Source organism: Caldicellulosiruptor diazotrophicus (assembly GCF_017347585.1).
GTDB lineage: Bacteria > Bacillota > Thermoanaerobacteria > Caldicellulosiruptorales > Caldicellulosiruptoraceae > Caldicellulosiruptor > Caldicellulosiruptor diazotrophicus.
Genome location: NZ_AP024480.1, coordinates 259205 through 271581, shown reverse-complemented (window position 1 = coordinate 271581; position 12377 = coordinate 259205). Strand labels below are relative to the sequence as shown.

The 12377-nt window shown below is 35.5% G+C and carries 11 protein-coding genes, 5 tRNA genes and 1 pseudogene; 8 read left to right on the top strand and 9 right to left on the bottom strand.

Annotated features, from left to right (window positions below; translation table 11 throughout):
* Positions 1–327 precede the first annotated feature (327 nt).
* Together CaldiYA01_RS01130 and CaldiYA01_RS01125 are read left to right on the top strand one after the other, a co-directional pair.
* Positions 328–909, top strand: a complete 582-nt coding sequence (locus CaldiYA01_RS01130) for a Uma2 family endonuclease (protein WP_207180517.1) — start codon at positions 328–330, stop codon at positions 907–909.
* Between the two features lie 69 nt (positions 910–978).
* Positions 979–1344 (top strand): annotated as a pseudogene (locus tag CaldiYA01_RS01125) (tyrosine-type recombinase/integrase); the annotation flags it as partial.
* 110 nt (positions 1345–1454) lie between these two features.
* Here the strand turns inward: CaldiYA01_RS01125 and CaldiYA01_RS01120 are convergent.
* From CaldiYA01_RS01120 to CaldiYA01_RS01100, 5 genes are all read right to left on the bottom strand, one after another.
* Positions 1455–1531: transfer RNA gene (locus tag CaldiYA01_RS01120), tRNA-Arg, on the bottom strand.
* Positions 1532–1538: 7 nt separating this feature from the next.
* Positions 1539–1614, bottom strand: a tRNA-Lys gene (locus tag CaldiYA01_RS01115).
* Positions 1615–1642: 28 nt separating this feature from the next.
* A tRNA-Thr gene (locus CaldiYA01_RS01110) sits at positions 1643–1718 on the bottom strand.
* Positions 1719–1735: 17 nt separating this feature from the next.
* Positions 1736–1820, bottom strand: a tRNA-Tyr gene (locus CaldiYA01_RS01105).
* An 82-nt stretch (positions 1821–1902) separates the two neighbouring features.
* Positions 1903–1979 (bottom strand) — tRNA-Pro (locus CaldiYA01_RS01100).
* Positions 1980–2129: 150 nt separating this feature from the next.
* On the opposite strand from CaldiYA01_RS01100, the gene CaldiYA01_RS01095 reads away from it, so the two are divergent.
* Complete coding sequence (locus CaldiYA01_RS01095) at positions 2130–2837, top strand: tRNA 2-thiocytidine biosynthesis TtcA family protein (protein ID WP_207180514.1); 708 nt, start codon at positions 2130–2132, stop codon at positions 2835–2837.
* A gap of 45 nt (positions 2838–2882) precedes the next feature.
* Positions 2883–5516: a phosphodiester glycosidase family protein gene (locus tag CaldiYA01_RS01090; RefSeq protein WP_207180511.1), complete on the top strand. Its 2634-nt coding sequence runs from the start codon at positions 2883–2885 to the stop codon at positions 5514–5516.
* A 44-nt stretch (positions 5517–5560) separates the two neighbouring features.
* Here CaldiYA01_RS01090 and spoIVA read toward each other — a convergent pair whose 3' ends face one another.
* Positions 5561–7036 (bottom strand): stage IV sporulation protein A, encoded by a 1476-nt coding sequence (gene spoIVA / locus CaldiYA01_RS01085; protein WP_207180509.1) that lies wholly within the window; start codon positions 7034–7036, stop codon positions 5561–5563.
* 89 nt (positions 7037–7125) lie between these two features.
* Entirely contained in the window at positions 7126–7845 is a 720-nt protein-coding gene (locus tag CaldiYA01_RS01080; protein ID WP_207180500.1) for an FTR1 family protein, read from the bottom strand.
* Positions 7846–8094: 249 nt separating this feature from the next.
* On the opposite strand from CaldiYA01_RS01080, the gene CaldiYA01_RS01075 reads away from it, so the two are divergent.
* Both CaldiYA01_RS01075 and CaldiYA01_RS01070 read left to right on the top strand, forming a co-directional pair.
* The gene (locus CaldiYA01_RS01075; RefSeq protein ID WP_207180499.1) at positions 8095–8313 is read left to right on the top strand and encodes a zinc ribbon domain-containing protein; all 219 of its coding nucleotides are present in this window, start codon (positions 8095–8097) and stop codon (positions 8311–8313) included.
* 230 nt (positions 8314–8543) lie between these two features.
* Positions 8544–8891 (top strand): hypothetical protein, encoded by a 348-nt coding sequence (locus tag CaldiYA01_RS01070; protein WP_207180497.1) that lies wholly within the window; start codon positions 8544–8546, stop codon positions 8889–8891.
* A 68-nt stretch (positions 8892–8959) separates the two neighbouring features.
* Here the strand turns inward: CaldiYA01_RS01070 and CaldiYA01_RS01065 are convergent, their stop codons facing one another.
* Both CaldiYA01_RS01065 and CaldiYA01_RS01060 read right to left on the bottom strand, forming a co-directional pair.
* The gene (locus tag CaldiYA01_RS01065) at positions 8960–9832 is read right to left on the bottom strand and encodes an NAD(P)/FAD-dependent oxidoreductase (protein ID WP_207180496.1); all 873 of its coding nucleotides are present in this window, start codon (positions 9830–9832) and stop codon (positions 8960–8962) included.
* Positions 9833–9890: 58 nt separating this feature from the next.
* Complete coding sequence (locus CaldiYA01_RS01060) at positions 9891–10217, bottom strand: cyclic-di-AMP receptor (protein WP_207180495.1); 327 nt, start codon at positions 10215–10217, stop codon at positions 9891–9893.
* Between the two features lie 166 nt (positions 10218–10383).
* Here CaldiYA01_RS01060 and CaldiYA01_RS01055 point away from each other — a divergent pair, with 166 nt between their 5' ends.
* Both CaldiYA01_RS01055 and CaldiYA01_RS01050 read left to right on the top strand, forming a co-directional pair.
* Entirely contained in the window at positions 10384–11124 is a 741-nt protein-coding gene (locus tag CaldiYA01_RS01055) for an ABC transporter ATP-binding protein (protein ID WP_207180494.1), read from the top strand.
* Positions 11103–12353: a SufB/SufD family protein gene (locus tag CaldiYA01_RS01050; protein ID WP_207180493.1), complete on the top strand. Its 1251-nt coding sequence runs from the start codon at positions 11103–11105 to the stop codon at positions 12351–12353. The genes CaldiYA01_RS01055 and CaldiYA01_RS01050 overlap by 22 nt, the downstream gene beginning before the upstream one ends.
* The last annotated feature ends 24 nt before the right edge of the window (positions 12354–12377 follow it).

Sequence of the window (12377 nt, the reverse complement as noted above, 5' to 3'; positions counted from 1 at the left end):
TCACTTTTTATCCTTCTATATACTATTATATCACAAATGTTGAAAAACTCTATTATTTAGCTGTGCTATGAAAAATGCACTATTTTGAAAGGCTTGATACTATTGAAATAAATAGCTTAAACCTCGCTTTTATTCTTTTGTCTCTGTCAATTTTTCTGTTCACTTGAAGATAAACATTTTTAATGCCCATTTCCTCTAAAATCAAACAACCACCTGCAACCTGATTATCTTTAAACACGTCACTGTAGCTAACAAAGAGGGAGTTAAAATAAAATTGTAACTACTGTATAATTAGTATTGAAATAATCATCAAAGAAGGTGATTCAGATGCAAGTGAGGATACCTAAGGTTTACACCTATGCAGACTATCTTCAGCTGCCACAAGACGCAAGAGTAGAGCTCATTGAAGGTGTCATCTATGATATGAGCCCTGCACCTTCAAGAGTACACCAAGAAATTGTAATAGAGCTTGCAACATTGATAAAGAATTATCTCAAATCTTCTAATAAGCCCTGCAAAGTTTACACAGCTCCATTTGATGTAGTCCTAATAGAGGAAGGACAGGATGAAAAACAGGCAGTCAACGTTGTTCAGCCTGATATATCAATTATTTGTGATAAGAAAAAGCTTACTGATAAAGGCTGTGTTGGAGCTCCTGAGATGATAATTGAGGTTGTGTCACAAAATAATCCTGCACATGATTATATCCGAAAACTTAATCTTTACACTCAATTTGGAGTCAAAGAATATTGGATTGTTAATCCATATGAGCAAAACATTTTTGTGTATGTATATCGTCCAGAGATGGGATATTCATATCCAAAAGTCCACACTTTTAATGATAAGATAAAGGTTTCTCTTTTTGAAGACCTTGAAATAGACTTTGCTCAAATAAAAGAGGTGTTATAAAATGCCTACCAAAACAAAAAAGAGAGGAAATTAATGAAGGCAGTATATACAAAAGAAAAGATGGGCTTTAAAGAACATCGCAAAAGACAACTTGAAGAAAAGCTGAAAGCTGGAGGCCTGTATGAAGACAACAATTTAGTCTTTGCAACAGAACTTGGCACTCCAATTGAACCAAGAAATTTTTTAAGAGTATTCTACCGCATAATTGAAAAGGCAAATCTTGATATAAACTTTCATGCTTTAAGACACACATACGCAACAAGACTTTTAGAAGCCAATGAACATCCAAAGGTTGTCCAAGAGCTTTTAGGGCATAATGACATCTCAACAACACAAAATATTTATTCTCATGTCATGCCAGAGATAAAGAAAGTTGCAGCAATGAAATTGAACAATTTGTCTGAGAATATAAATATAAAGGGTAACCACTCCTAAGATAGTGGAGTAGTTACCCCAAATTTTTACAGTTTCTCGGGTAGCTGTAGGGTAGCTGTAGAAAATGCATTTGTTATATTATTCCAAACTTCAAACCCCTCAAAAACAAATGGCGCGCCCAGGAGGATTCGAACCCCCGACCTACGGATTAGAAGTCCGTTGCTCTATCCAGCTGAGCTATGGGCGCATTTAAATGGTGCGCCATTAGGGACTCGAACCCCAGACCCGCTGATTAAGAGTCAGCTGCTCTACCAACTGAGCTAATGGCGCACCTGTTATCCTTTTTTATTAAATTAAATGGAGCTGGCGATGGGACTCGAACCCGCAACCTGCCGATTACAAGTCGGCTGCTCTACCGATTGAGCTACGCCAGCACCATTTTCAATCTTAGTGGTGGAGGGGGTTGGATTCGAACCAACGAAGCCTGCGGCAACAGATTTACAGTCTGCCCCCTTTGACCACTTGGGTACCCCTCCATGTTTTACTTTCTTCTTTTTTTGAGAGTCGACGTTTTTGTATTTTAACATAGACTCTACATTTTTGTCAATACCCTTTTAATGGTCGGGGTGAGAGGACTTGAACCTCCGGCCCCATGGTCCCAAACCACGTGCTCTACCAAGCTGAGCTACACCCCGCCATCAGCATTTATATAATAGCACCATTTTTAATTTTCGTCAAGAGGCAGTAATGAGGAATTTTTTAACTTCCTTATATTATAACAAACATGGTATAATTCATTAATGTCTACAATATAAATCAAAATAATAGCATTTGGGGGAATAAAAATGCAGCATATATTCAGCAAAGTGAGAAAAGCTATAGAAGATTTTGAAATGATAGAAGAAGGAGATAAAATTGCAGTTGGTGTTTCTGCCGGAAAAGATAGTCTCACTATGCTTTATACTTTAAGTTTTATGCGAAGGTTTTATCCAAAAAAATTTGAGATTGTAGCAATCACAGTTGATATGGGATTTGAAGGAATGGATTTTTTGCCAATCAAAGAATTTTGTGATAAAATAAATGTTGAATTTCATCTTGTTCCATCGCAGATAAAACAAATTGTGTTTGACATTAGAAAAGAAGATAATCCTTGCTCGCTTTGTGCAAACCTTCGCCGTGGAATACTTAACTCCACTGCAAAAAGTCTTGGTTGCAACAAGGTTGCGCTTGGACATCACTTGGATGATGTAGTTGAAACATTTTTCCTGAGTTTATTTTTCGAGGGAAGAATCTACTGTTTTTCCCCAAAGACGTACCTTGACAGAACTCAAATTACAACTATAAGACCTATGATTTACTTAAAAGAACATGACTTGAGGTCTGCTGCAAAAAGGCTCGAACTTCCCGTAATCACAAGTCCATGCCCTGCAAATGGAAAAACTAACAGGCAAAGAATGAAAGAGTTTGTGAAAAGCTTAAAACAGTTTCATCCCGCAACTAAGGATTTGGTCTTCAATGCTATAAAGAGAAATATATGGGGATTAAAAGACTAAACATTATAAAATTTTTATGACAATAGAGTGGAGGCAAGTTTGAAGATGAAAAGGTTTATAAGTTTTATATCATTTGCAACAATTTTATCTATTGTTATATCAACATTTGCAAAGCCATGCACAGAAATCTTGAGATTTAAAACAACACAACAGATTGCTCCTCGCACATATTACGAAAAGTATGAAATTTTGACAGATGAAGGTTTTGTAGATATAAATTGCATAAAGCTTGACCTTATAGATGATGGATTTGACTTTGACGTGCTGAAAGCCAGCGTTGCAAACACAGGCGATTTTGTTTATAACATGGTTTATAATCAAATCGATAAAAACCCTGTTGCTGCAATAAACGCAAACTTCTTTTACACAAACACCAAAACAAACTACAACAAAATCTGGCCAATTGGAATTTCTGTATCAGGTGGTAAAATTCTGTCTTCACCAAATAACAAGCAAAATACCTTTCCGGCCTTTGTGTACACAAACTCGAATGAAATTCTTTTTGACTATATAAATGGTCTTTCATACAAGCTTGTAAATGTGGATTCTGGTTATGAATTCAAGATTGCACACATAAACAAGTTCACAGGCGATTTGACATACCCTATTTTGTTCACAGGCGAGTATATTCAAAAAACCATTGGAAACAACTACAAGGGAATTGTGGAGCTTATTATAAAAGATGGCATTATCAAAGATATCAAAGAAGAATCTCCACCTGTTGCCTTGGAGAAAGATGAATATCTTTTGGCGGCAACAGGAAACTATGCTAAAAACCTAAAAACAAACTTCAAAGTGGGCGACAAGGTGGAGATAAAGATAGACCTCTCTGTTCCCCTTGAGAAGATAAAAGCTGCGGCATCTGGTAATACCTTCTTGTTAAAAGATGGTAAAATATCAACTTTTACGCATGAGATTCTAGGGAGGCATCCTCGCTCTGCAATTGGCATTGACAAAACTGGTCGATACCTCTATCTTGTTGCGGTTGATGGCCGAAATGGAGAGAGTATTGGCCTATCACAAGGTGAGCTTGCAAGTTTTTTGCAGTCAATTGGAGTGTGGACAGCCATAAACCTTGATGGTGGGTACTCTACACAGCTTATTGCAAAGGACAATGATGGAAATCTCAAAGCTTTTTACAACACAGGTGAGACTAGAAAAGTTTTTGATTCAATAACAGCATTTTACAAATACAGAGATGATAAAATTGCCACATTTTATATAGACTGTCCTGACAAGGTCTTTGCAGGCGAAGAGTATCCCATAAAGGTTTTTGCAAAGGACAGGTTCTACAACACAATCGCATATGATGCTGTATATTTGAAGGTATACCAAGATGCTTACGAGATAGACATAAAAGATGGCATATTTACTCCTTACAAAGATGGTGTTGTTACAATATCTTGTGTGTATGAAGATGTGTACCAGAAAGCTTTTGCACAAAAAAAGATTTCGGTGTACAAACCGGAGATTTTGACCACAAATAAAAAGCAGCTTTACCTTTTGCCCGGTGAGTCGACAAGGCTAAGGTTTTATATAAAAGATAAGCTTGGCCACTTTAAAGAGATAGACCCAAGAAAAGTTCAAGTAGAAAAAAATCCTGCTTTTGAGTTCAAAGACGGAAGTTTTATAGCAAAATCTAATTTTAGAGGCTTTGTAACATTTACTTACAAAGATTTTAAATGCAGTATACCCGTTGGAATAGGTAAGACTTTACAGCTTCTTAGGTCGTTTGATTACCTTGCCTTAAGCTGTCCAAAGGGTATTTCGATGTTTCTTTCATCTAAGAACAAGACACAGGGTAAATATTCAAACAAGATATACTTCAGCCTCTCATCAACAAAAGCAAAAAGTTTTAAACTCATCTTCAAAACTCCTGTTGACCTTACAAATATAAGTAAAATTTCATTTGACCTTTGCGCAAAAAATGTCAAAGTTTACCTTGGCTTTAAAATGTTAAACGACACACAAAAAGAGGTTGAAATACCTCAGATAAAAAGTGAAGATTTCAAAAGCTATTCCTTGAATGTAGAAAGTTACAAAACCTTAGACTATATTATGCTTATTCCGCAAAAGACGCAAGGCTACCTCTGGATTGACAATCTCACAGGCGATATTGTGAATCTACCTCCTGTTGAAAATATAAACCAGTATGTTGCAAAGTTTGATGAAAAACTTGCAAAGTCATCTGTTATCTTTCTGACAAAGAGTTTTGAAAATCTGCCAAGTGAGATCAAGAAAAAAATAGAATCAAACATTGGCAGCTATTTGAAATGTTACAATCTTGAAAAGGGCAATCCACCATATGAAAAGAATGAAAAGTTCAATATAGTATTTTTAAAAACCAAAAGTGGTTCAATTTTGGATTTTTCGTTCTATCAGTGGATTAGGATTAAAAATTTATCAGCTGAGAAAAAACCTCTGATTGTTGTTTTGGACATCCCCTTTGAAAGCCTCAAACAACGTGAAAAAGATATACTCATAAGACTTTTAAAATCAAGAAAAGCGCCATCAATGATCATCTGCACTACAAGTGATTACACCCGTGTAGAAAGATACGATACTCTTTACATCGGCTATGCATCATCAAACGATCTTTTAGCAAAATCAAATACGAAAAGTGTAAACCTTGCATGTGATGTTGAAAAAGGTTACATTTACCTTGCAAGAGGATATTAAAAGAACAAAAAGGTCCAGCTCCTTCGCAGTTGGACCTTTTTGTATTAAAGTATTATACAAATAAGACCACCACTTCCTTCATTTATAATTTTTTGCAAAGTTTCTTTTAGTTTTGCCTGTGCATCTTCTGGCATTCTATATAGCTTGTTCTGCAAGCCTTCTTTAACGAGCTCGTGCAGAGATTTTCCAAATATATTGGATTCCCAAATCTTTTTTGGGTCATCTTCAAACTCCCTCATCAAAAAGTTTACAAGCTCTTCGCTTTGTTTTTCTGTTCCTACAATTGGTGATACTTCGGTTTCAACTTCTACTCTTATTATGTGCAAGGACGGAGCTGACGCCTTGAGTTTAACACCAAAACTGTTTCCTCTTTTGACTATTTCAGGAGTTTCAAGCTTAAGTTCATCCAAAGATGGTGGAACAATGCCATAACCTTTTTTACCTGCTTCTTCTAATGCATCCTTGAGCTTATCATAATCCTTTTTCATCTGTGCAAGTTCAGAAAGAAGTTTTAATAAATGATGATCGCCTTTTATTTCAAATCCAGTTGACTCTTCAATAATTTTAAAGAAAAGTCCTTCTTTAAAGTAAATTGAAAGCTCACTTTTCCCATCACCCAAATTGATTCCTACAACCTCACATCCGGCAATTTGAGGATGTTGTTTTAAAACTTCAAGTCGGCCTGTTATATCTCTTATTTTGTCAAGCTTTTCCGCATATTCTTTTATCTTTTCATAAATCTCTTTTTTAAGCCATGAGTTATCTTCCAGCTCATCAAACCACCTCGGCAAATTAATCTTTACTTCAACGATAGGAAACTCAAATAACACCGTCTCTAAAATCTTCTTTACATCCTCAATCTGCATCTGAAGACAGTTGATAGCTAAAACTGGCATTTTATGCTTTTCTTCAAGCTCTTTTTTTAATTCTTGTGTATCAGGCGAATAAGGTTTTACAGTGTTAAGAACAATTACAAATGGTTTATTGATTTGCTTTAATTCTTCAATTACCCTCTCTTCTGCCTTTATGTAGTTTTCTCTTGGTATATCAGTAATTGTGCCATCTGTTGTGACAACTATCCCAATCGTTGAGTGGTCCTGGATGACCTTTTTAGTGCCAATTTCTGCTGCCTCTTCAAACGGTATTGGCTTTTCAAACCACGGTGTTGTGACCATGCGCGGATGGTTTTCTTCTAAGTGCCCCATTGCACCTTCAACAAGGTAGCCGACACAGTCAACAAGCCGTACCTTTAGTCTTGCACCGCTTGATAGCAAAACTTCGACAGCTTCATTCGGGACAAACTTGGGTTCTGTTGTCATTATGGTTTTTCCTTGAGCGCTTTGCGGTAGTTCATCTTTTGTTCTTTCTTTTTTATACTCATCTTCAATGTTTGGAATTACAAAAAGGTCCATGAATCTTTTTATGAAGGTGGACTTTCCAGTTCTAACAGGTCCAACTACACCAATGTAAATATCGCCGTTTGTCCTTTTTGCTATTTCTCTGTAGATATCAGCATCCATCAAAACATCTTTCCCCCTATGCAATTTCAATTGGACTTGTCAGTAAAAATATATTTTTTTTGCGGGGGAAATATTACAAGATTTAACCTTTACTCTGTTTTCTGCCTTGAAATTATATTTGAACTTATCATTAAGACTAAGAATACTAAAATATATACACAACTTAGAGCAACAGGAATAACCTCATTCTGAGTTTTTAACCCTTCTTTAAGAATTTCTTCAACCAAGTCTTTTAAAACATCAGACGAAACAATTACCAAAATTAATGTTGTGACAATGAAAAATAGTCTTATGTTAATTCCATTAGAAAGCTTAAAAACAAAGTAACCCAAAAGTACAGCTGCAAATATCCCCAGGCCAATCCCGTAGAATAAAGTTAAGGATTTATTCTTGGAAAATGAAGCCAATGAAAATATTACCAGTTCCGCTCCTTCTCGCAGAACATTTACAAGAGATAGGAGAAAAATACCATATGAATATTTTTGGAAATTAATAACCTTTTTATAAGTCTGCTGACTAAAATCCTTTTTCTGATATTTGATAGCTAAAGTTAAAAACCATGTAATTAGAATCACCAATAAAGCTTTTAATGCTATCTCAACTCCCTCAAAGGACTCTTCCAAGCTCTCATAAAAAGCAAATACAATAATACCAAGCAATGCACTTAAAACAATCCCTAATACCAGCCCAATATTCAAACTTTTTAGCAAATCTTTTTGGTTAAGCTTTTGAATAACCCCAATCATCACAACAACTACAAGAATTATCTCAAAAACCTCTCTAAAAGCAATTACAAATCCCTGAACCATACCAAAAACTCCCTTCTTCGTTTTGAAATTGATTTTCATTTTCAATTATAAAGCAATTTAATGTTAATGTCAAGTATTTCTATACGAATACTCGGTTATTATTTGTTATTCTACTATCTATCTGTGGACCTTTTATAAATTTGATTGTTTATGAAGAAATATTACCTTATACCCCTAATATGTATATTGACCTTTGCTGTATTAGAAGCTATAATATATTTAGCAAACAAAATAAAAGGAGTGGTGGGTATGCCATTTTACGATTTGAGGTGCAAAGATTGTGGTGAGGAGTTCAATGTTAGAGCATCAATTAAAGAGAGGGAAAACAAAGAGATTGAATGTCCAAATTGTCACAGTCATGAGCTTGAAGCAGTTTTTAAAAGCGTGAATATAATCTCATCCTCGAAGTCTTCTGATAGTGGCTATTCTTGTACAAGTGGATGCTGTGGAGGTTCCTGTGGATTCTAAGACAGGGGCAATCTTGAGTAAAACTTTTCAAGGTTGCCCTTTTGTTTTTTATTTTTTGTGTAGTATAATTTAAAATATAGAAAACTTTAAACTTTCTTTAATTTTCAAAATGCATGAAAGAGAAGCTCTTTTTAATCTTTTAATTGAGGAAATCTTAAACAGAAAAGACTTTTTTGAAACAAAGAAGAAAAGGTTTTTAGAAAAACTTGAAATTTTTAGGGTGAAATACGATGTATAGGATATTCTGCGAAAGCTATTATAATTATATCAAGAATTTTGAAAACAAAGGCGCAAAGGATGAATATAGGTATAAAATTGCGAAGGTGTTTGAATTAATTGTAGACCCTCAAAAATTTTATAAAGAGAAAAGCGAAAACTCTGAAACTTATCAAAACCTTTGCGACCTTCTTTGCTATATGAAAGAAAATATCCATAGATACCCAAAATTCAAAGCTTTTTTGTGGACTTTAGAATCTCGTCAAATTGAACCAGATTACTGCGGCAAAACCCCTCAAGATGTACTTGAAGAACAGGCAAAGCTTGCAAATATGTTTTTAAATCTTATGTACTGGGAATAAGCTTTCATTTTTTTATATTTAAAAAAGGTAAAAAAGGACCTACTCGGCAAATGCCGAATCAGTCCTTTTTACTTTTGCTTTTCTTTTACCATCTTCACATATGTTGAGGCTGAAAGTCCAGCAATCTGACCCTCACCGACAGCTTTTGCAACTTGATATGGCCGTCCTGTGCAATCTCCTGCTGCAAAAAGTCCTTCAATTGATGTTTGCATCTTATCATCAACCTTTATGTGTCCGTCTTCAGTAAATTCAAGCCCATAAATTAACTGGTCAGCCGGCATAGTTTTTCTTATTATAAATATTCCATCTACATTCAATATCCTGTCTTCAAACTCCAATGCATTTACAAAATCTTCTCCATATACACCTTTTGGACGCGCCAGCACAATCTCAACATTGTCTCTAAAATGAAACTCATTCTTTTTGTAAAGTGGAATATAATATACCTTTTTAGCAAGCTCAGACAAATACTCAGCCTCTTCTTCAGCTTCCATACTTTCCCCAATCACTGCAATATTTCTACCTCTGTAGAGCATTCCATCGCAAATAGCACAGTATGAAATTCCTCTTCCTACAAACTCAGACTCATTCTCTAAAAGAGTTTTTTTAGGCGTGCCAATTGCCAAAATGACAGAATACGCCTCAAAAAACTCGTTGTTTGCGTTTATCGTAAAAATGTCACCTGATTTGTAGAAGTTTATAACCTTCTTGTACACAACCTCAATACCCATCTTTTTAGCATGGTCATAAAACGCCTGCAAAAGTTCTTTTCCTGTTACACCATGAAACCCAAGATAGTTGTTTACCTCAGGTGCTCTGTAGATACTTGAGTCTTCCAGTTTTGTTGCAAATACAACAACACTTCTGTTTGTCTGAGCAAGATTTATAGCAGCAGACAAGCCTGCAGGTCCTGATCCAATTACCGCACAATCATAAATCATTTTAAAAATCACCCCTATATTTTTATACCCATACTGGGTATATTTTAAAACTTTTAATTCAAACTTTCAAGAAGTTTTCAATATCTAATACAAAAATTACAGCACCACCTTGTTCTATCCTTTGTTTGCTAACAAAAAACAAGCTTTGCAGTGCTGGCGGCAAAGTAGACTTTGAAACCTCTTTCCTTTCAGAGACATTCTTTTTAATTATTTCTATAACCTCATCAACCTTTTCATCCTCAACACCTATCATAAATGAAACAGTTCCCTTGTTCAGAAGTCCACCTGTTGAATAAATAATTGTAGCGGATAGCCCATTTTCAATTAAAGCAAGATTAACTTTGTTTTTATCTACTTCAGAGATTATCGCTAAAACTAATTTCATTTGGACTTCTCCCTTTATGATAATAAACTATAATAATATTTTACCACAATTTTCTTAGATTGATTTAAATTTATGTAAAAGTTTTGTTGTTAGCAAATGCAAATTTAGTGGTATAATAATTAAGTTGAAAGTTTTAAATCTTATTGGGTAAGGAGATGTCTTAAGGATGCTTGAGATAGTTGACCTTCACGTTGAGGTTGGCTCAAAAGAGATTTTAAAAGGTGTTTCGCTAACAATCCCGGATGGAGAGACGCACATTTTGTTTGGTCCAAACGGAAGCGGAAAGACAACACTTATGATGAGCATTATGGGACTTCCAAAATATAAAATTACATCTGGCAAGATAATCTTCAATGGCATAGACATTACACACATGCCAACACATGAAAGATCAAAACTTGGAATTGGAATGATGTTTCAAAAACCACCAGCAATAAGAGGCGTTGAACTTCAAAAGCTTGCTGAGATTATAAAATCTATAAGAAATACCGATGCTGATATACAAGAGTATGCAAAAATTTTGAATTTAGAAAATCATCTGTCAAGAGAAGTAAATTATGGATTTTCTGGTGGTGAGATAAAAAGGTCTGAACTTTTGCAGCTTTTGTGTCAAAAACCAAACCTTGTACTTTTGGATGAACCAGAGTCTGGTGTTGATCTTGACAATATAACTCTTTTAGGGAATTTGATTAAAAAGCTTTTGAAAGGCGAAAAGATAAAAAAGCGTCACACCTCCGGCTTGATTGTCACACATACAGGATATATTTTGGAGTATGTCAACGCAGACAAAGGACATATTCTGATGGATGGAAAGATAGTTTGTTCAGGTTCTGCAGAAGACCTATTTGAAGAAATAAGACAGAACGGATTTGGGAGGTGTGAAAATTGTCTTCAAGACACTATATAGATGAAAAGATTTTAGATCTTGCAAAGTCAGCTTTAAATAAAAAGGCTGCTTATGGACAAGATATTGATCTTTCCCAGTTTGAAGAGGCAGAGGAAAAAGACCAGATTTCAGATCTCTCTAAACTTCCAGATGAAATACAAAAAACAATTTTAAATGCGGGAATAGAGGTATCTGAAGAAGGCCGGTCGGGAAGTTTTTTGCAGTTTGACCACTCTGTTGTATACAGGCGGCTTCAGCAAAGATACCATGGCCAACTTGAAATTTTAGACATTAATGAGGCTTTAGAAAAATATCCGGAGGTTCGTGAAAAGTATTTCTGGAAAGCAGTAAAACCTGACAGAGATAAATACACTGCATTTTCTGCAATGCATCCAGCTCACGGGTACTTTATAAGAGTGTTCAAAGGACAGAAGGTTGAAAAACCAATACAGGCATGCTTGCTTTTGCAAGAAAATGCAAGGATACAAAATGTTCATAATATTGTCATATTAGAAGAAGGTGCAGAGGTTCAGATTATAAACGGATGCGCAACAGCACCAAAAGTTAAAGAGGGGCTGCACATTGGAATTTCTGAGTTTTATCTTAAAAAAGGAAGCAAACTCACATTTACGATGGTTCACAATTGGGCAGAAGATTTTTACGTCAGACCACGTGGTGTTACGATTGTAGAAGATAATGCTGTATTTGTTTCAAACTATGTGCTTTTAAAACCTGTAAAGTCAATACAGTCATTTCCTGTTGCAGTTTTGAAAGGTAAAAACGCTGTTGCTTCTTTTAATTCGATCCTTTATGGTCTAAAAGACTCTGAAATTGACATGGGATCACATATAATACTGGAAGGTGAAAATTCAAGCGGTCAGGCAATATCAAGAGCAATTGTAAAAGACAGTGCAAAGATATTTTCACGCGGAATTTTAGAAGCTCGGCAGAACCTCTCAAAAGCGCACCTTGATTGCCGCGGAATACTTTTATCAAGCAGCGGAATGATGTACGCTGTGCCAGAACTATTATCAGATGGCACACCGCAAAGCCATCTTTCACATGAGGCTGCAATAGGTCCTATTGCCGAAGAAGAGGTAGAATACCTGATGGCAAGAGGGCTTTCAAAAGACGAGGCAATATCTCTTATAACCCAAGGGTTTATGGATGTAAAAATACTTGGGCTTCCCAAGCATCTTGAAAATTATATACAGGAGCTTATTTTGCAGACCCAAGAGGAGAATATGTAAAAATAAAGAGGCAAGGCGGCAAAG